Annotated in this window: 18 protein-coding genes and 1 pseudogene; 15 read left to right on the top strand and 4 right to left on the bottom strand. The window is 33.7% G+C overall.

Annotation, left to right across the window (positions count from 1 at the left end):
• The first annotated feature begins 167 nt into the window (after positions 1-167).
• From EOD40_RS00685 to EOD40_RS00630, 12 genes are all read left to right on the top strand, one after another.
• A complete protein-coding gene (locus EOD40_RS00685; RefSeq protein WP_164905427.1) occupies positions 168-2,783 on the top strand; it encodes a glycoside hydrolase family 2 TIM barrel-domain containing protein in 2,616 nt (871 codons plus the stop codon).
• A 134-nt stretch (positions 2,784-2,917) separates the two neighbouring features.
• On the top strand, positions 2,918-4,648 hold the full coding sequence (locus tag EOD40_RS00680) for a family 43 glycosylhydrolase (protein ID WP_128192978.1): 1,731 nt from the start codon (positions 2,918-2,920) through the stop codon (positions 4,646-4,648).
• 62 nt (positions 4,649-4,710) lie between these two features.
• Complete coding sequence (locus EOD40_RS00675; protein WP_128192977.1) at positions 4,711-5,514, top strand: SDR family NAD(P)-dependent oxidoreductase; 804 nt, start codon at positions 4,711-4,713, stop codon at positions 5,512-5,514.
• A gap of 66 nt (positions 5,515-5,580) precedes the next feature.
• Positions 5,581-6,399: an SDR family oxidoreductase gene (locus EOD40_RS00670; protein WP_128192976.1), complete on the top strand. Its 819-nt coding sequence runs from the start codon at positions 5,581-5,583 to the stop codon at positions 6,397-6,399.
• Positions 6,400-6,423: 24 nt separating this feature from the next.
• On the top strand, positions 6,424-7,581 hold the full coding sequence (gene uxuA / locus EOD40_RS00665; RefSeq protein ID WP_128192975.1) for a mannonate dehydratase: 1,158 nt from the start codon (positions 6,424-6,426) through the stop codon (positions 7,579-7,581).
• A gap of 199 nt (positions 7,582-7,780) precedes the next feature.
• Entirely contained in the window at positions 7,781-8,389 is a 609-nt protein-coding gene (locus tag EOD40_RS00660) for a TetR/AcrR family transcriptional regulator (RefSeq protein ID WP_128192974.1), read from the top strand.
• Positions 8,390-8,564: 175 nt separating this feature from the next.
• A complete protein-coding gene (locus tag EOD40_RS00655; protein ID WP_128192973.1) occupies positions 8,565-9,923 on the top strand; it encodes an ATP-binding protein in 1,359 nt (452 codons plus the stop codon).
• A gap of 878 nt (positions 9,924-10,801) precedes the next feature.
• Complete coding sequence (locus tag EOD40_RS00650; RefSeq protein WP_231129550.1) at positions 10,802-11,293, top strand: DUF6943 family protein; 492 nt, start codon at positions 10,802-10,804, stop codon at positions 11,291-11,293.
• Positions 11,250-11,429, top strand: coding sequence for a hypothetical protein (locus tag EOD40_RS00645; RefSeq protein WP_128192972.1), 180 nt, complete (start codon positions 11,250-11,252; stop codon positions 11,427-11,429). The genes EOD40_RS00650 and EOD40_RS00645 overlap by 44 nt, the downstream gene beginning before the upstream one ends.
• Positions 11,430-11,671: 242 nt before the next feature.
• Positions 11,672-12,607 (top strand): ABC-three component system protein, encoded by a 936-nt coding sequence (locus tag EOD40_RS00640; protein WP_128192971.1) that lies wholly within the window; start codon positions 11,672-11,674, stop codon positions 12,605-12,607.
• Positions 12,604-12,846 carry an ABC-three component system middle component 8 gene (locus EOD40_RS00635; protein ID WP_128192970.1) on the top strand — a complete coding sequence of 81 codons (243 nt, stop codon included), beginning with the start codon at positions 12,604-12,606 and terminating at the stop codon, positions 12,844-12,846. The genes EOD40_RS00640 and EOD40_RS00635 overlap by 4 nt, the downstream gene beginning before the upstream one ends.
• A complete protein-coding gene (locus EOD40_RS00630; protein WP_128192969.1) occupies positions 12,833-14,647 on the top strand; it encodes a DUF2326 domain-containing protein in 1,815 nt (604 codons plus the stop codon). Before EOD40_RS00635 ends, EOD40_RS00630 begins: the two co-directional genes overlap by 14 nt.
• A gap of 123 nt (positions 14,648-14,770) precedes the next feature.
• On the opposite strand, the gene EOD40_RS17905 is transcribed toward EOD40_RS00630, so the two are convergent.
• The 4 genes from EOD40_RS17905 to EOD40_RS00615 are packed head-to-tail and all read right to left on the bottom strand — an operon-like array spanning position 14,771 to position 16,403.
• Positions 14,771-14,944 (bottom strand): hypothetical protein, encoded by a 174-nt coding sequence (locus EOD40_RS17905; protein WP_164905426.1) that lies wholly within the window; start codon positions 14,942-14,944, stop codon positions 14,771-14,773.
• Positions 14,931-15,239, bottom strand: coding sequence for a hypothetical protein (locus EOD40_RS00625; RefSeq protein ID WP_128192968.1), 309 nt, complete (start codon positions 15,237-15,239; stop codon positions 14,931-14,933). Before EOD40_RS00625 ends, EOD40_RS17905 begins: the two co-directional genes overlap by 14 nt.
• The gene (locus tag EOD40_RS00620) at positions 15,236-15,646 is read right to left on the bottom strand and encodes a DUF5675 family protein (RefSeq protein WP_128192967.1); all 411 of its coding nucleotides are present in this window, start codon (positions 15,644-15,646) and stop codon (positions 15,236-15,238) included. The genes EOD40_RS00625 and EOD40_RS00620 overlap by 4 nt, the downstream gene beginning before the upstream one ends.
• A 1-nt stretch (position 15,647) precedes the next feature.
• Positions 15,648-16,403, bottom strand: coding sequence for a hypothetical protein (locus tag EOD40_RS00615; protein ID WP_128192966.1), 756 nt, complete (start codon positions 16,401-16,403; stop codon positions 15,648-15,650).
• A gap of 846 nt (positions 16,404-17,249) precedes the next feature.
• Between EOD40_RS00615 and EOD40_RS18195 the strand changes: the two are divergent.
• The 3 genes and pseudogenes from EOD40_RS18195 to EOD40_RS00595 all read left to right on the top strand — a co-directional run.
• Positions 17,250-17,510: pseudogene (locus EOD40_RS18195) on the top strand (ATPase); the annotation flags it as partial.
• Positions 17,511-17,706: 196 nt separating this feature from the next.
• Complete coding sequence (locus EOD40_RS00600) at positions 17,707-18,030, top strand: type II toxin-antitoxin system RelE/ParE family toxin (RefSeq protein WP_164905425.1); 324 nt, start codon at positions 17,707-17,709, stop codon at positions 18,028-18,030.
• A gap of 10 nt (positions 18,031-18,040) precedes the next feature.
• Entirely contained in the window at positions 18,041-19,147 is a 1,107-nt protein-coding gene (locus EOD40_RS00595; RefSeq protein WP_128192963.1) for a HigA family addiction module antitoxin, read from the top strand.
• Positions 19,148-19,260 lie beyond the last annotated feature (113 nt).

Here is a 19,260-nt window from a genome sequence, read left to right as displayed (position 1 = left end):
ATTGTTTTAATGTTTAATAAAGTATAAGTTTAGTTAGTATGAAATTTAGAATATTATTTGAGTATAGGCTAACTAAGATATGTCTGGTTTTAGCTTTATTTTTAATGGGCTACAGTGGATTAATATATGGGCAGTCAAATTTTAAAGGTCAACATAGTACCTCAGTCTTGACTAAAGAAAATAATAATTTACAAATAACCCGAAATCAGTTGTTAATAAACAATAATTGGGAATTTAATATTGGAAAAGGAGAATCTTTTACCAGAATTAATCTCCCTCATACATGGAATAGTAATGACAATTCTAAAGATGGTAAAGAGTATTATCGTGGTGTGGCTAAGTATAAGAAAGATATTGAGTTAAATCAGGATCAGCTTAATAACAAGAAAATATTTTTATATTTCGAAGGTGTCAATCAGGTTGCTACTCTCTTTGTAAATGGAAATAGTATTGGGAAACATATTGGAGGTTATTCGACATTTGCTTTTGATATAAGTAAATCAGTAAAAGCAGGAGCAAATACAATTGATTTAGAAGTTACAAATGAATCTGATGACAATATTGCACCTTTATCAATGGACTTTACATTCTATGGTGGGATTTATCGTGATGCTTTTTTAATCGTTACTAATTCCATCCATTTTGATGTATTAAATAATGGTTCCAATGGAGTTTTGATTTCCACACCAAATGTGACTGAAAAAATGGGGGGATTGAATATTCGAACCCGTTTATTGAATGAAACTAATAAGAACAGAAAGTTGATATTGGTACATCGTATCATTTCATCTAATGGGAAACTAGTTGAAACGATTACCAAAAATGTGGTGCTTTCGGCTAATTCTGGCGTGAATGAAATAAGTCTTGCTGGAAAAGTAAACACTCCTGAACTCTGGTCGCCAGATTCGCCTAAAATGTACACGGTTGTCTCAGAAATTAAGGATTTGGAAACAGGAAGTGTCGTAGATCAAGTGGTAAATCCACTAGGATTTAGATGGTTTAGTATGGATCCCCAAAGAGGATTTTTCCTGAATGGAAAACATTTAAAGCTTACGGGAGTCAGTAAACATCAGGATTTTGAAGGACTTGGTAGTGCTGTTTCCAATGAGTTACTGATTAAAGACTTGGAAATGATGAAAGCAATGGGAGCAAATTGTTACCGCAGCTCGCATTATCCACAAGATCCTGAAGTTCTGAATGCCTGTGACCGTTTGGGAATTTTAGTACTAGATGAAATACCATTGGTGAATTCAATTACCGAGTCGGAAGCTTTTTCAGGGAATTGCCATCAGGTACTGACCGAGATGATTACGCGGGATTATAATCATCCATCGATTTATTCATGGGGGTTAAGTAATGAAATCTGTATTTTGGCAAAAGGACGTATAGGCTCTGAACGGGGTAATGATTATGACAATTATCTTAAAAAAATTATTTCTTCCCTGAATGCAAAAGCAAAATCACTAGATCCATTTCGATTTACCACGCAAAGTATGCATTACAAAACCGATCGCTATGAATCCTCGGGAGTAAACAAGATTGGCGATTATATAGGGGCTAATTTATACTTGGGTTGGTACTTTGGAGTACCAGATTCCTTGATTGTCAGTGCAAAAAAAATGCAAATATTATCTGGTAATAAGCCTTTAATGATTTCCGAATATGGAGCAGGAGCAGATCCCCGTTTGCGCGCAGATAATCCGAGAAGATTTGATTTTTCACTGGAATATCAGACTCAGGTACATAAAGCATGGCTGAAAAGTATTCTTAATAATGATTTTGTGGCGGGTTCTTTCGTTTGGAATTTTGCCGATTTCAGTTCGCCATATCGCGGCGATACCAATCCATTTATTAATAATAAGGGAATTGTTTCGTATGGGAGAATACCAAAAGATGCATTCTATTTTTATGAAGCTGTTCTGGCGAAAAAACCAGTAATCAATATTGGAATGAAAAATTGGAAGTATCATAGCGGGATTGGAAATAGTCCAGGCAGTGCTTCTAAAAAGATTGTGATTTATGCAAATACGGATGAAGCTGAATTATCAATCAATGGAAATTCGTTGGGACAAAAAAAAGTAAATGACTATTCTGCAGAATGGGATGTCCCTTTTCGCAATGGAAAAAACCTAATTGAAGTTTCCGGGATCGCTTCGAATGGAGAAATTGTAAAAGACTATCATACCATAGATTTTAATCTGATCCCCTCTGATTTGCACCAAATGAAAACTGGTGATGTTATAAGGGTCAATGCTGGTAGTTCCTTGTATTTCTTGGATGAAGAAGAAAAAGCAGTTTGGATGCCGGACAGGGAATTTACAAAAGGAAGCTATGGTTTTATTGGTGGAAAATTTCTGGTCAATCAAAATGACCGTATCGAATATCGCGAAGGCGTTGCCGATAATATAAAAGAAACAGTAAAAGATCCGTTGTTTCAAACTCAGCGTATTGGTGTAAAAGGCTTCAAAGCAGATGTTTCCTCTGGTCAGTACGAAATAACATTCTGTCTGGCAGACTTATCGATAAAATCAAAAAGTTCAGTTTATGAATTAGGCAAGGAGGATGATGTCAATAAAGCTAATGTATCTGGAACAACTGAATTTGATATAATGATTAATGGACAAAATATAGCGGAGAACCTGAATCCAAAAAAAATCAAAGGAGAGTTGACAGCCTATGAGTTCTCAACCATAATTTATACCGAAAGCGGATTAAATATTGATTTCATTGCCAAAAATGGAATGGTTGGTATCAACGGAATAAAAATTAGAAAGATTAAATGATTTTTTGTAATTAATTGAAAACAAATGTTTTTTATGTGGGTATTGGAATTGGTCATATTGATTCCGATAGTAGCCCTGTGCAAAAGATTGGTTAAAAAAATAATAGATATTGTAACAAAATAGAGCAAATTGCAATGAGAAAGATATTGATTTTATTTAATGTATTAATTGGATTTACAAGTGCTTTTGGGCAAGAAACTATAAAAGAAGATAAAAAGCAAGGTACCTTTTGTAATCCAATGAATCTAAATTATAGGTTTCAATCCAATTATAGAGAGGCTGCAGACCCGGCAATAATAAGGTATAAAGATAAATACTTGTTATTTGCTTCTCACAGTGGGGGATATTGGTATTCTGATGATTTAATGGATTGGAAGTTTTTAGCAATTGAGAGCCTACCTGCAATTCAAAAATATGCTCCTGGAGTTATTACTATTAAAGATACTGTATATTATGTAGCATCTTCCAGAATGAAAGATTATATCTATTATACAACGAATCCTTTTAAGGATAATTGGAAGAGAATGGATAAAAAATTACCTATGGACGTATGGGATCCTCAATTTTTTCAAGACGATGATAATAAGGTTTATTTATACTGGGGCTGTTCCAATTTAGAAAAAGAGCCAATACGAGTGGTTGAATTAGACAAAAATATGCAACCTAAAACGGAACCAGTCGTTTGTATTAAACACAATCCCGATGAACATGGATGGGAAGTGTTTGGAGAAAAAAATGAATCAGGAAAAAATGGCTTCAACGAGGGAGCTTGGATGACAAAATACAAGGGAAAGTACTACCTTCAATATGCTTCTAACGGAACACAATTCAAGACTTATGCAGATGGTGTTTATACAGGGAATTCACCTTTAGGTCCCTTTAAATATGAAAATTATAGTCCTTTCTCTTATAAACCTGGCGGTTTTATTGGAGGTGCTGGACACAGTTCGACATTTCAAGATAAATATGGGAATTATTGGCATGTAACAAGCTTGAACATTGGTGTTCGTGGTTATTTTGAACGTCGATTGGGCTTGTTTCCGGCTAGTTTTGACAAGGATGGTGTTTTACGTACCTACACTGCATTTGGTGATTATCCTTTGAAAATGCCGTCTGTAAAAACAGGGATTAAAGAGGAAAACCTTTTTACGGGGTGGATGCTATTATCCTATCATAAAAAAGCTAGTGCATCTTCTACATTGTCTCAATATCCGGAAACCAACGCTTTTGATGAGGATGTTAAGACTTATTGGTCTGCTAGTACAGGTAATAAAGGTGAGTGGCTTAGTGTAGAATTAGATGAAAATGTAAAAACAATCAATGCTATTCAGATCAATTTTGCAGATAATGAAGCATCGTTGGATTCAAATTCAAAGAACATTTACAATTATCGTGTTTTGTCATCACTTGATGGTAAGATTTGGAAAGTTGTAGCGGACAGAAATAACAACACCAAGGATGCTTGTCACGATTATATTGAACTCGAAAATCCGATAAAAGCCAAGTACATCAAAATTGAAAATACTAATGTAGTGCCAGGTGGTGGTAAATTTTCAATTTTTGATTTGAGAATTTTTGGAATACAAAAGGGGAAAAAACCAAACAGAGTGAATGAATTTAATGTTAAAAGGGATGCTGAAGATTCACGAAAAGCTTTAGTTAAATGGAGTAATGACAGTTCTGCAACCGGCTTTGTAATTAACTATGGTACAGAGAGTAATAAGTTATATACTTCGGTTATGGTGTATGACCAGAATTATATTGATTTAACAGGTTTAAACAAAGGTATACCATATTATTTCAGTATTGATGCATTTAATGAATCTGGAATTACTAAAGGAACAAAAATAATAACCATAAAATAGTTTGTAAAACTATATTTTGAAGTGCAAGTGCTGGAAAAAAAATCAATTTTTAATATAAAAGTATGAAAGTAAAAGATAAAGTAATTGTAGTTACAGGTGGAGGAAACGGAATGGGAAAGGAATTAGTACTCCATCTTCTTTCAAAGGGCGCAAAAGTAATTGCTGTGGATAGAAATGAATCAGCATTGAAGGAAACTGCTGTGACAGCAGAAATGCTAGGTTATTCATTAAAAACTTTTGTAGTAGATATAACAAACAGGCAGGATGTAGAAACTCTGGCGGATAATGCTATTGCTCACTTTGGTTATGTAGACGGCATAATTAATAACGCGGGAATTATTCAACCTTTTATAAAACTGAACGATTTGAGTTATGAAGAAATAGAACGTGTAATGCAGGTTAACTTGTATGGGACTCTATATGTAACAAAGTCATTTTTGCCTCATCTTTTAATCCGTCCTGAGGGACATGTGGTTAATGTTTCAAGTATGGGAGGTTTTCTTCCTGTACCGGGACAAACTATTTACGGAGCTACTAAGGCAGCTGTAAAATTATTGACCGAGGGGCTAAATTCAGAACTTACTAATACAAACGTAAAGGTTTCTGTAGTGTTTCCTGGAGCAATAAGTACTAATATTATGAAAAATTCTGGTCTGCAGGTAGAAGAAAAACCTATATCAAAAGCACAGGCTGCAATGTTAACCTCGCCATCTAAAGCTGCTAAAATCATAGTGGAAGGTATGGAATCTAATCGTTATAGAATATTTGTAGGTATGGACTCCAAATTTGTTGATTTGTATTATAGACTGAATCCAAAATCTGCAGCAGCATTTATAAGTAAAAAAATGAAGGGATTGGTCGAATAATTAATATTCAGAGAGAAAAGTTTTAAAGTACTATAATAGAATTTAGATAATTATAAAAACAATTAGATGAAAATAAATGAATTTGCAGAATTGAAAGGGAAAGTAGCATTAATAACCGGAGGTGCAGGTGTTCTAGGAGGTGGAATGGCTGGTATATTGGCACAATATGGAGTAATTGCAGGTATTATGGATTTAACAATCGAAGGTGCTGAAGCTGCAGTCGATGTCATTAAAAAAAATGGTGGTGTAGCATTTGCAGTCAAAGCCAATGTGTTGAATAAAGAAGAACTTATACAGGCTCGTGATATTATTATTGAAAAGTATGGCAAGTTGGATATTCTTATCAATGCAGCAGGCGGAAATATGCCGGGAGCTACTATTGGACCTGATCAGGCTATTTATGACATGCAGTTGCCACATTTACAAAAAGTTTTGGATTTAAATATCATTGGTACCATCTTGCCTTCTCAAGTTTTTTCAGAAGTTTTCGCTAAACAAAAATCAGGAATTGTTATTAATATTTCTTCGGCTTCAGCTCAAAGACCCCTGTCCAGAGTTGTGGGATATTCAGCATCTAAAGCGGCTATCGATAACTTCACTAAATGGTTGGCAGTTGAATTAGCAGGGAAGTATGGAGATGGAATTCGTGTAAATGCGATTGCGCCAGGATTTTTCATTGGAGAACAAAACAGAGCTTTATTGTTAACTCCAGATGGTGATTTAACACCTAGGGGAGAAAAAATTATTGAGCATACACCAATGGGTAGATTTGGGGTGCCTGAAGATTTAGATGGAGCATTAATGTTCTTATGCAGCAATATGTCCACTTTTGTTACTGGTACTGTTCTTAATATTGATGGTGGTTTTGCAGCTACAAGTATCTAATTAATACAATTTAAAAGAGAAAAAATGGAACAAACATGGAGATGGTACGGACCAAATGACCCTGTACAATTATCTGATGCAAGACAAGCTGGTGCAACCGGAATTGTTACAGCCTTACACCACATTAAAAATGGACAGGTGTGGGAAGTGGATGAAATCATGAAGAGAAAAAAGGAAGTGGAAGCGGCAGGATTAACTTTTTCGGTTGTAGAAAGTATTCCGGTACATGAGGACATCAAAAAACAATCGGGCGATTACTTAAAATACATAGAAAACTATAAGCAAAGTATTAAAAATCTGGCAGCTTGTGGTATTTATACTGTCTGCTATAATTTTATGCCTGTTTTAGACTGGTCTCGAACGGATTTGTCTTATGAGATGCCTGACGGTTCTAAAGCATTGCGTTTTGATATCAATGAATTTGCTGCTTTTGAATTATTCATTCTAAAAAGACCAGGAGCAGAGAATACCTATACAGAAGTACAGAAAGCAAAAGCAAAAGCAACTTTTGAAATGTTGACCGATGCTGATAAAGTAAAATTGCAACAAAATATTATTGCTGGTTTACCAGGCGCAGAAGAGTCTTATTCTGTAGAAGATTTTTTGAAAGTACTTCAAGGCTATGATGGTATCGATGCCAATAGATTAAAAGAAAATTTATATTATTTCTTGCGTCAAATTGTACCGGTAGCCGAGAGTGTAGGTGTAAAAATGGCAATACATCCTGATGATCCTCCTTATCCAATTTTAGGATTGCCTAGAGTTGTGAGTACAGAAGCTGATTTAGTGCAATTGCTAAATGCAATTGATTCGCCATCCAATGGATTTTGTATGTGTACAGGTTCTTATGGAGTTATTGCTAAAAATGATTTGTCAGGGATGATTAATCGTAATGGAGAGAAAATGAATTTTATTCATTTAAGAAGTACACAACGTGACGAAGAAGGGAATTTCTATGAAGCCAATCATTTAGAAGGTGATGTAGATATGTACGAAGTGGTAAAATCTATTATAAAAGTGGAAAAACAAACCAATAGAATCATTCCAATGCGTCCTGATCACGGTCATCAAATGTTGGATGATTTGAAGAAAAAAACAAATCCGGGATACTCAGCCATAGGTCGTTTAAGAGGTTTAGCCGAATTACGCGGTCTTGAAATGGGAATTGAAAGAAGTTTGTAATATTATTATGCTAATTGATTGAATGAAAAATTCATTACAGGGATGCAAGTGATCATGAAAAAAATCTAATAAACAAAGGGTTCCTTATGCTCTAAGGAACCCTCTGTATTATTGGATACTTATGGAATTATAGTTTTTTATGTTTTAGTAACCATAATTTCTATTTTGGAAAATAATGAAGGAGTTATATAATAAAGTTATGAGAGACAAAATAATATCGAAAGCAATAGATCTTTTCTTAAAATTAGGTTTTAAGAGTGTTAGCATGAACGACATTGCATACGAAATGCAAATTTCAAAAAAAACAATTTATAAGTATTTTGACAGCAAGGAGTTATTGATTTCGGAAAGTACAAAATCTATTCACAATGCAGTTCATGAAAACATAAAAAAAATAATTTCCAAAAATTGTAATGCCATTGAAGAAAACTTTGAAATCATAAAAATGTTCAAGGAAATGTTCAAAATGGCTAATTCTTCCCCTGTTTATCAGTTAAAAAAACATTATCCAAATATTTTTAATGCTTTACTATCAATAGAAGTATATGAATGTAAAAAAGTGTTTGAACAAAACATTGAAAAAGGAATCCAACAGGAATTATACAGAAAAGATTTTAGTATCGAGCATTATGTCTCGTTTTATTACACACTGATTTTTAGCATAAACGAAAATACGAGTTCGGAAAAAGAGTTGAATAAATTAGAATTAGAAGTATTAGAGTACCATACAAGGGCTATGGCTACGGAGAAAGGGATTATTGAACTTAAAAGACAAATTCAATTTTCTAATGATTGTAGAATAAGTTAAAGATGGTAATGTAAAAAAGAAAATTTAAGAACATTTCATTATATATAAAAACACTGTATTTTTTATAATTTGGAAAGACCAATGATATTTTATTATTCAATAAGTAATCCTTTAATTTGTATTGTTTAAATGAATTAAAGCGTCGAATATTTTTGATGCAATAAATAAAGTAGCAATGTCCGAAACCAACCGTGTAGAATACAAACAAGAACTGACAGATAGTTTAGAAAAAGAAGTTATTGCTTTTTTAAATTACAAGGAAGGAGGCATAATCTATATTGGCATCGATAAATTAGGTGTTGCGGTAGGTGTTAAAGATTCCGATAGCGACCAACTGAAAATAAAGGATAGGTTAAAGCATAATATTTTGCCATCATGTATGGGCTTGTTTGATGTAATCAGCGAAAGTAATAATGGCCTTGATATCATAAAGATTGTGGTGGCAAGCGGTTCTGAGAAACCCTACTTTCTGAGGAAATTCGGTATGACCGAAAAAGGATGTTTTGTTCGTATTGGTACTGCATCAGAGCCAATGCCTCAAAAAAGGATTGATGAACTTTTTGCAAAACGCATTCGAAATTCCATTAGCAAAATAAAATCTAACAGACAGGATTTAACCTTTGAGCAACTCAAAATTTATTATGAAGCAACAGGGAGCAAACTCAATGATAAATTTGCTCAAAATCTTGAATTGATTAATGAAGACGGTTTTTTGAACTACGTGGCTTATTTATTGGCAGACCATAATGGAAACTCTATAAAATTGGCTAAATATAATGGTATAAATAGGGTAAATCTGATTGAGAATAATGAATACGGTTATTGTTCATTGATAAAAGCCGCCAAACAGGTTTTAGATAAATTAGAATTAGAGAACAAAACACTTTCTAAAATAACTTCCAAAGAAAGAGAAAATCAACGGTTGTGGAATCCGATTGCCTTGAGAGAAGCGGTTGTAAATGCTATTATTCACAACGATTACTCAAATGAGGTGCCACCAAAATTTGAAATTTTTGATGATAGAATAGAAATTACTTCTGCCGGAGGACTTCCAGATGCTTTGAATCAGGAAGAATTTTTTGATGGAGTCTCTATTCCTCGAAACAAAGAATTAATGAGGATTTTCAAAGATTTGGATATGGTGGAGCAATTAGGTTCCGGAGTACCCAGAATTTTAGAAAGTTACCCCAAAGAATGTTTTAAATTTTCCGATAATTTTCTCCGTATGATTTTTCCTGTGGCCGAAATAGGTAATAAGGTAAATAGTAAAGAAGTTCCTGATTCAGGTGGTGCAATAGGTGGTGCAATAGGTGGTGTAATAGGTGGTGCAATCTCAATTTTAACAGAAAGACAAAAAGAAGTTTTAGAGATAATAATTAAGGATGATAAAATAAGTTATCGTGCTATTGCGGAACAGATGAGTATCAATGAATCTGCCGTATCAAAACATATTGAGCAACTAAAAGAAAAGGGATATATAGAGCGGATTGGAGGCACAAGAGGATTTTGGAAAGTAAAGTACCCAATTCAATAATCGATTTAATTCCCATATAAATATTCGTTAAAAATCACGAGCACCCGAGAGCATAGCTCGAACAGGCGAAGCAATCAATAGGTCTCTCTCCAGTCGTTCGCTTTGTTCCGTTCGGCTGTTCCAGTCGTCCCGCAAAAAGGCGGGACTCCGTTCCACAGTCCACTCGTCAGCATAGCGTCAGCCAGCCCCAAAAAAAGGCAGGCAGCCACTACGCTTCCTCGCCCTCATCTTCACACGCTCTCTCCCTACGTTCGTCGGGGCTTTTGCATCCACAATACCGCTTCATTTCGTTACGCTCCGCAGGCTGCGCTCCACTGCATTCCAGCAGTATTTGCGTCTGCCGCCCCTTGTTAATTGTGCGGTTGCTCCTTCGCCCAGCCATCGGGCTTGGCTCCGTTCGGTAAAAACCTCACTTTGCCCTAAATCAAGGTAACCGCCAAAAGGCGGTGAGCTTATAGTTAGCCCGCCGTTACACGCTGCTATCCCTTCTCTCCATTTCCCCGCCGCGGCGGGTCCATTCCGTTCTCGGTCTAGCGTGGCTGCTCGATTGCCGCAACACCGCCACGGCGCTCCTCATCCGCAAAAAAAGTTCCTTGCCCCGAAAAAGGGGCACCACTTTTTTTGCTCCTTGCGGTGCTTGGGGGTGTTTGATTGCCGATTTCCCAATCGCGTTCCTGCTACAAATCTTCACAGGAACGTAGGTGCATTTTATCGAAAAGAAAAAGAAAAAAAGACAGCAAGTTTAGCATCCATTCCTCACTTCCAGTCGGTCGTTCCTCCCTCCGTTTTCGTTCGTCATTCCTGCTGTGATAACAGCTTTCTTTTTTTCTCTTTTTTCTTTTCGAAAAATAATGTCGGATTTTTAAAACTACTGAGCCATGCCGAATTTTATCATTAAAACCCACCAAAAAGACTGCTGCTATAACGGAAACAGAATCTTTATACTAAACAAAGGAATGAACAGTGGCAAACCTTCTAAAGAGCCGTTTACCAACAGCTTTGTGATACAGTTTCAAAACGAAGAAGATACCGAAACAGTCTATTGGCTAGCCTACAGCCTTTGGAAAGCTAATTTTTGGCATCCATCATTAATCGGGTCCGTAATTCCATTTTTACGGATTCAGGATTTCAAAAACGGATTTAATAAAAAAGTAAATCAAATGCTCCAGGAACACGAACAACATCTTAAACAAGTACAGGCGTTGAGGTTACTGGAGCAAAAGGAGAATAAGTTGCATCAAAATATAGCACTGATTAACGAAATGCGTAGTGCTATTTTAAACTGGTATTGTAAAAATAATTTTAAGAACTTAAAAACAGATGTCTATGAAACTATTTATTTTATATCAAACCGATATATGGAAAAGTAAAGCATCAAGAGTTTTCTTTGGTGTATTTGATAGTAGGGATAAAGCCATTGATATTGCAAAATACAATGGGCTATATTGTTCTTGTGCAAAAGTTGTAGTAGAAGAAATTACTTTGAACCAATTTGAAGAAAATTAATAAATTATAAAGTCTAGTTCAAACTAGGCTTTTTTGATGTTTAGAAAAAGGCTGCCAATTAAAATAAAGTGATAACTTCATTTTTTATAAGTTACTCCTTGGGTAGAATAATGTTTACAAAGTTGACAATTTTTCTAATCTTTTAATATTATAACTGTATTTAAGAGTAGTTTTTTTATTACATATTTATAGGTGGTTTAGAATAAAATATGTTATTTTCGTCATTATTAAATATGTAAATAATGGATTATCGTTTAGAGCTTTTAGATGAAGGTACTTTTGAGAAACTTGTTAACAGGATTTGTCAAGGTTTGTTTGGGATGGGGGTAATTTCTTTTGCTCCAGGTAAAGATGGAGGCAAAGATGGTAAATTTATTGGAAGAGCAAATAAATATCCTTCTGAGAAAGATTCTTGGAATGGTAAATTTATTGTTCAGGCTAAGCACACGGCCAATCCTATTGCTTCATGTTCTGATTCCGATTTTAAAAAAACTATTGACGAAGAAATAAAAAAAGTAAAAACCTTAAAAAACATAGGAGAAATAGATTGTTATTTAGTATTCACAAATAGAAAGTACACCGGTATTGAGGGTGATCGTTTAGTTAAGAAAATTCAAGACGAAACAGGTCTGGAAAATGTTGTAATAATTGGTAAGGAGTCATTAAATGATTTATATATAAACCCTAATAGAAATATTATTAGAGAGTTTCAATTAGATTTAAATCATATACCGTTTGATTTTTCTGAAGAAGAAATAAAAGATATAATTTTAGAATTTCACAACGAGTTGCCAAAAATTAAAACAATTCTTGAAGCTGAGGTTGACAGGATAAGATTTGATTTTGATAGGGTAAAAATTGAAGAGAAAAATAAGAAGAATCAATTGAGTAGAGAGTACTATGAAAATGAAATATTAAGTCATTCGTTGCAGGATTTTGAAAAAATTGAATCTTTTTTAAGTGATACAAGAAATGAAGAGTTTAAAGAACAATATTTTGATATAGCTGCCGAATTAAGAAATTTAATTCAATTAAAAAGGACTAACTTTGCATCGTTTGAAGAAATATTTATTTTTATATTTAAGAAAGTTTCTGATGGAAATAAATTAAATGGGAAAAGACATATTTTCACTTTGTTACACTATATGTATTATGAATGTTTAATAGGAGTTAAATGATTAAACCTGACAGACATACCAATCCAAAATATTCTATTCTAAATATTAGTACGGTTATTTTATCTGAACTTAATGTTTTTTATGCTATCCAATATGATAATCTGTTAAATAAAATCATAACTGTACTTGGAGATGAAGCAAAGGTAAATTTTCCGTATGCTTTAAATTTTTTATTTTTATTAGGAAAGTTGAACTACGAACAAAAAACAGATTCTTTTAGAGCAAATGAAATTAAGTAAATTATATTGTAATGATAGTCGATTTAAAAATATCACGTTTAATCTAAAAGGACTAAATGTTGTATATGCTGATGTATTAACCGATTTAAAAGATAAAAAAAATTCACATGATTTAGGGAAAACTAAATTAGCTGAGTTAATTGATTATTTGTTAATAAAACAAATAGATAAAAATCATTTTTTGTTAAAGATAAAAGACGAAAAAGGTATTTCAATTTTTATTAATCATGTTTTTTATTTAGAAATTTTTTTGAATGATGGTAGATTTCTAACTATTAAAAGATCAATTGATAGTCATTCCAAAGCGTCGTTTAGCATCAATAATCAAAAAACTGAAGGGTATACACCTCCATCAGTTTGGCAGTTCGAAGATTTAGGAGTAGATGCCGCTAAAAAGAAATTGGCTGAATATATAAGATTTGATTTTTTTAAAAATAAACTATACGATTATAGAAAGGCAATAAACTATTGTATTAGAATGCAGCCAGATTATGAAGATGTGTATCGATTATCTAAGTTCAAAGGAGGAAAGGATATAGATTGGAAACCTTTTATGTTTGATTTATTAGGGTTTGATGGTGAGGTCTTGCGTAAAAAATATGAAAATGATATTGAACAAGAAAAAATCGAAAATCAAATAAAACAGCTAAAAAAAGATTTTTCAGTTAACGAAACAGATCGTGACGAAATTATTGCTCAAATCAGCCTTCAAAAGAATAAAACGGATGAAGCTGGACAAAAGATAGATCAGTTAAATTTTTATGAACAAGATCAGAGTTTAATCGAGAAAGGGATAGACGAAATTGAGAATGAAATTTCGAGACTTAATACGCTTTCGTATAATTTGAGTTTTGATATTAATAAACTTCAAAATTCTATTAAGAATAATTTTGCTTTTGATTTGGCTAAGGTTGAAAAAGTTTTTTCAGAATCTAAAATTTATTTTTCAGATTCGTTGAAAAAAGATTATCAAGAGTTAATTAGTTTTAATGAAGAGCTAACAAAGGATAGAAACAGATTACTTAAAAAAACGCTTAAGGACAAAAGTGAAGAATTGAGTCTGATTAATAAGGAATTACAGGGGGTTAACGATAAGAAAGAAGATTTATTAAGTTTTTTGAAAGATACTGATACTTTTAGAAGATTAAAAGAATATCAAAAGGAACTGGCCAAACTTGAATCAGAACTTATTCAACTACAAGAGCGCCTAAGAATTATCGACGTAATTATCCAAAAAAGTGAGTCAAAAGAAACACTTAAAAATGAAATTGAAGGGACAGTAAAGAAAATTAGAAATTTCAGTAATAATACCGAAAAGAATGTAAAGTATAAGCAAATTCGAGATTTATTTTCAAAGTATTTCTTAGTAATAATGAATGAGGATACTTATATTTCATGGTCTATAAATTCTAATAATAATGTAGATTTTAAACCACCTGTAATAAAAACTAAGGATCATTTATCTAAAGATACCGCCAAAGATGAAGGAAGAACATATAGGAAAATATTATGTGTAGTGTTTGACCTAGCTATTTTAGTAGCATATAATATAGAGTCGTATTTTCGTTTTGTATATCATGATGATGTATTGTCACAACAAGATAATGGAATAAAAATAAGGTTGTTGGAATTGATTAATAATGTTACAAAGAGTAATGATATTCAATATATATTATCTGTTATTAAGTCTGATCTTCCAATAAATGAAAAGGAAGAATTTATTTACTTTAATAAAGATGAAGTAGTTTTGGAGCTTAATGATAGGGATGAGTCTGGAACTTTGTTCGGTTTTGAGTTTTAATCAGATATTGAGTCCCTCAGTGCATAGCTCCTTACTTTCGGAAGTACCATAAAAAAACAAAAGCCTGATTCATGAATCAGGCTTTTGCATTGTTTCGGAAAAGGTTACCAATCAAAACCGAAACTATTTTTTAGGTTTAATAAACCATTTTAAAAGGAGCGAAACTATAAAACTGACAGTGGCTCCAATGACTGCTAAGATAATCGTTTTTACAATATCTTCAGAAAGAATATTAGGCATGATACTCAAAAACGTTCCTGAAGCAGTCCCAATCGGAAGGCTGTTATTCGGTTCCATCTCTCGGTAAATTTAGCTTATCCTGATCTTGGCCAAGAGCATCTTTGATGTCCAGCTCTGAGTCGTTGTTCCCCTGAGCCTGTCTAAGGGAAGCATCATCAACAGTAACCTGACTGATTGCTGAAATAACGCCACCGGCCAGAGCTGCATAACCGGCAATACTTACTACTATGGAAGGTAAAACTACCGGAGCCGCAATCACGCTGCCACTTATTGCTAATAAGGCTAATCCAATACTTCGCAATCTTTTGAAAAACTTCGGAGTAGGTGCTTTGATTCTTTCAATGATATTCATATTTCTGGTGAATTAGATTGAATACTTATTTTAACTTCTTCGTTGCGTTGCAAAGCTGCATAAACGATAGTTTTTAACTTTGAAAACGCTTTTCGGGACAAACTGCCTTTACCTATTCCGCTGTGTTTTGTTACGGGAGCAATACAACCTAAAAGCTCTTTTTTAGCATCATTGGCGGGATGGATTAAAATCAAGTCTCTACCCGGTACATTTTTCAAATGCAAGTGCCATTGAAATTTTGGGCTAAATCGCTTCTCTAACACATATTCTCCTTCGGGAACACAAGAAATTCGCCTTTGGTTTCCCAACCAGGGCAATTCGATGGTATAACAAACTATGGTGCCGTTCCATTCTAATATTCCTTGTGTTCCTTCGGGAAAATACGTTCTATGTAACACTAGAACCATCTTACAATCCGCTTACCTGAACCAGTGATAACGGGTTGTAAGCACCGTTTTTCAACGAATACATACTTCCGTTTACCTCTTGATAAAATTCAAGACCTAAAGCCAAAAACAGAGGTTTAGTACTGTTGGCAGTAACCGTATTAACATGACTAATAACAGCGGTAGGAGTAGCATCCCAGGCGGTAATTGCTGTTTCCGAATGTTGCTCTACAAAAGTTTCATTCTCAAAATCAATTTCAACACCAGCTGAAATAATTTTAAAGTGTGTAGTTCCTCCGGGAGCAGCAATCACATTCGACGGAATAAAGGATGGAATATCTACCGAAATTTCACCCGCAACCCTGTTGATGCCTCCGGTAAACGGTGCAAACAAACTGCTGCCCAGTTTTCCTCGAATGTTGAATTCAAATCCGGTTAACAATTCGGCTTCACCATCAATCACGTTTCTCAAACCACGTTCACTTGTTGTATCCGCCTGAATCACTTTAACCATAGATTGAGTCAAACGACTCACCATGCGGCTATCAGACGAATTCAAAAGCAACACCCTGAGAGCTGTTCTCAAAATCTTACCTGCTTTACCAGCTCTTCCAAATTCAGAACCGTTTTCACGTGTTCTTTGAAAAGCAGGATCATTTGCAATTCTGTTAGCGTCAATGCCTCCTTTCTCACGCGCCAGATGCCCGTCTTGCGTTTTGTAAAAAGTAATATCCCCGATAGTACCTTTTAACTTAATTATGCCTTTTTGCCTTGCCATAATTCCTGAAATTTAAGTTCGAAATAATTTTACATTCACTCAACCATCATTATGTTGCAACACTTTCGATTGATTATGAAGCAAATTTTAGACGATTAAACCAGATAAAAAAACACACCATATACCATATGACACTTTTAGACATAATTGGCATAAATCAACTTAAATTACTACTGTTGTGCGAAAAGATTTATTTATTAAATTTATTCTATACTTGCAAAACCATTAATGGGTTTTGAGTATAGTAAAGCCCAATCAAAGCCATAGATAGAGTATGAAAACAGAAGCTAAAAGATTATGTATCTACCCAAAAGACATACAACGTATAACCGGAAAGAGTTATCGTCAAAGTATCAGATTGCTGCAGAAGTTAAGAGAAGATTGCAATAAAGATAAAAACAGTCTTGTTAGTGTTGTGGAGTTTTGTGATTACACGGGTTTAAAATTTGAACACGTTGAACCACATATTATCGGGTAAGATTAAAAGAAAAAAGCTTTTAGTCTCACTTCATTTTGTATTTAGTAATTTGAAAAAAAGACAAAATTTGATTAAATTTGTGTAGTCAATACAATTCATAAATTGAGTTAAATTTAAGGGTGCATAATTCGGTGCACTCATTTTGATAGGGCTTGATAGCCCAGTGTGGATACGGCTTCCGAAAGATGAACAAATCCCTTTCTCTCTGCTGATATTAAACTTCAAAAAGTATCAAAACCTCGAAAACAATAGTTTTTTCGAGGTTTTTTGTTTTCTAGATACTTTGAAAATATTTATTCTAAAAGGTTCAAAAGCGAGACCCATTTGTTTTTTATAGAAATTGTGCCCTGATTTTATCAAGACTTCAACAAAATCGTTTGTCAGGTTATTGTTTTGACGACTTGGGAGCCGAACAACAAATTAAACACTTTGGAAATGATTGTAATGTTATGGCCGAGATTCTAACGAGTCGCTACGAGCATTTTGTTGAGAACAATGCTATAACGCACATCACGACAAATCTTTCTGCTTCCGAAATTGAGAGGGTTTACGGGAATCGGGTTAGATCAAGATTGCGGCAAATGTTTAATCTAATAGCTTTTGAGAAGGAGGCAAGGGATAAACGATAAATTTAATAGAAAAATATTACTAATTCTGATATTTTTTATTGTATTCAGGGACATTGTTTTTGAAAAATAAGATGCAATCTGTATTTTTATAAAATCAAATTCAAGTGTTACCCAATATTACTACAGAAAAATACATAAATTAATGTATATTTGTTCACAAATACGTGAACAAATATGTATATTTGCAAAACCATTTATGGAGATAATCTTTAAAAAACAGTATTTGTCAGACTTGTATCAGGGGATTGTAAAGCCTTATAAGGAATATAAATCCAATCCACAATTGGTAAAGCAATTTATAAACAAAATCAATACGTTAAAAACCGTCACTCGTATTGAACAGTTGTATCAAATTAAAAGTTTACAGTATGAAAAAAAAGAAGGTGACCTTAAGGGGGTCAGCGCGGTTTATGTGAACAAACAATACCGTATTCTTTTTACTGAAGTAGCTTCCACTTCAGATGATCTCAAAATCGATATATTAGAAATCGAAGATTTAAGTAAACATTACGAAAAATAACGACAACAAAATGACGACAACAAACCTAATTCCAGCAATTGCTACACACCCAGGTCTGCTTTTGGCGGACGAAATAGAAGCAAATGAATACACTCAAATTGATTTTGCAAAGTTAATCGGGCTTAAAAGAAGTCAATTAAACGAAATAATCAAGGGAAAAAGAAATATAAATGCCGAATTAGCATTGTTATTGGAAAAAGCCCTTGGGATTGATGCAGAATTTTGGATGGAAGCACAGAAAAATTACGACTTAGATAAGGTTCGTATTGAGGCAAAAAACAAACTAAGATTAGAAGCTATCGAAATATGGAATGTAATAAAATCTTTTATACCAGTAGCCTTTTTTAAGAAAGAACAAATAATCTCTGGAGACCCTTGCCAAGATATAAATACAATTAAAGAAGTATATCAAGTAGAGAATTTAGATCAAATGGCAACGATGAGTGTGCAAACCAATTATGCTAGATTTAAAAAATCAGCAAAGCTAAAAACCGATGTTGTCAACATTATGGGCTGGGTTAAATTGGTACAGCATAGAGCATCAGATATTACAGTGGTTCCATTTCATCACGAAAATCAAGAAGGTGTTATAGAAAAATTAAGAGCCATACTTTTTGAAAATAAAAGCGTATTAGAGAAAGTGCAAAATACGTTACACGAAAACGGGATTAAATTAGTCTATCAAACCAAAGGAGAAAAAACTCCGGTAGATGGCGTTTCTTTTTGGAGTCACGGAAATCCGGCTATTGGAATGACGTTACGTCACAATCGTTTAGATAACTTTGCTTTTACTTTATTCCATGAATTAGGTCACATCTATGAACATTTAATCAATAACAATGAGGCAGAATTCATTGATTTAGATTTTAAAAATGAAGAGGAAGAATATAAAAATTCTTTAGAGGAAAAACAGGCTAATCATTTTGCTCAAAATAGTTTAATTAAAGAGGAAGCTTGGAATACATTTGCAAAAAATATTATATCTTCCAATAATGATGAAAGTATAATTGCTTTTGCAAAAAAAGTAAAAATACATCCAAGTATAGTAAGAGGAAGAGTGTGTTTTGAATTAAATGACTTTCGCTCTTTTACGACTATTGACAAGTCAATAAATTAGTAAGTTGAATTAGCTTTACTTTTTTGTGGGAAGCAAGGAACTTATAAACCACAAGAGCTTAGGCTAAAAAAGGGTTCGAACCTTTGACCCTCCACCTATAATACATATAAAAA

It is taken from the genome of Flavobacterium sufflavum (genome assembly GCF_004016525.1).
Lineage (GTDB): Bacteria > Bacteroidota > Bacteroidia > Flavobacteriales > Flavobacteriaceae > Flavobacterium > Flavobacterium sufflavum.
Note: the sequence above shows the minus strand (reverse complement) of the source record. Positions and strands in the feature narration are given on the sequence as shown.

Excerpts from the sequence above, each read along its gene's own strand:
- EOD40_RS00680 (WP_128192978.1), top strand. The coding sequence starts at position 2,918 with ATGAGAAAGATATTGATTTTATTTAATGTATTAATTGGATTTACAAGT.
- EOD40_RS17905 (WP_164905426.1), bottom strand. The coding sequence starts at position 14,944 with ATGGAACCGAATAACAGCCTTCCGATTGGGACTGCTTCAGGAACGTTT.
- EOD40_RS00650 (WP_231129550.1), top strand. The coding sequence starts at position 10,802 with ATGCCGAATTTTATCATTAAAACCCACCAAAAAGACTGCTGCTATAAC.
- EOD40_RS00635 (WP_128192970.1), top strand. The coding sequence starts at position 12,604 with ATGATTAAACCTGACAGACATACCAATCCAAAATATTCTATTCTAAAT.
- EOD40_RS00630 (WP_128192969.1), top strand. The coding sequence starts at position 12,833 with ATGAAATTAAGTAAATTATATTGTAATGATAGTCGATTTAAAAATATC.
- EOD40_RS00655 (WP_128192973.1), top strand. The coding sequence starts at position 8,565 with ATGTCCGAAACCAACCGTGTAGAATACAAACAAGAACTGACAGATAGT.
- EOD40_RS00620 (WP_128192967.1), bottom strand. The coding sequence starts at position 15,646 with ATGGTTCTAGTGTTACATAGAACGTATTTTCCCGAAGGAACACAAGGA.
- EOD40_RS00670 (WP_128192976.1), top strand. The coding sequence starts at position 5,581 with ATGAAAATAAATGAATTTGCAGAATTGAAAGGGAAAGTAGCATTAATA.
- uxuA (WP_128192975.1), top strand. The coding sequence starts at position 6,424 with ATGGAACAAACATGGAGATGGTACGGACCAAATGACCCTGTACAATTA.
- EOD40_RS00660 (WP_128192974.1), top strand. The coding sequence starts at position 7,781 with ATGAGAGACAAAATAATATCGAAAGCAATAGATCTTTTCTTAAAATTA.
- EOD40_RS00640 (WP_128192971.1), top strand. The coding sequence starts at position 11,672 with ATGGATTATCGTTTAGAGCTTTTAGATGAAGGTACTTTTGAGAAACTT.
- EOD40_RS00595 (WP_128192963.1), top strand. The coding sequence starts at position 18,041 with ATGACGACAACAAACCTAATTCCAGCAATTGCTACACACCCAGGTCTG.
- EOD40_RS00615 (WP_128192966.1), bottom strand. The coding sequence starts at position 16,403 with ATGGCAAGGCAAAAAGGCATAATTAAGTTAAAAGGTACTATCGGGGAT.
- EOD40_RS00600 (WP_164905425.1), top strand. The coding sequence starts at position 17,707 with ATGGAGATAATCTTTAAAAAACAGTATTTGTCAGACTTGTATCAGGGG.
- EOD40_RS00625 (WP_128192968.1), bottom strand. The coding sequence starts at position 15,239 with ATGAATATCATTGAAAGAATCAAAGCACCTACTCCGAAGTTTTTCAAA.
- EOD40_RS00675 (WP_128192977.1), top strand. The coding sequence starts at position 4,711 with ATGAAAGTAAAAGATAAAGTAATTGTAGTTACAGGTGGAGGAAACGGA.
- EOD40_RS00645 (WP_128192972.1), top strand. The coding sequence starts at position 11,250 with ATGAAACTATTTATTTTATATCAAACCGATATATGGAAAAGTAAAGCA.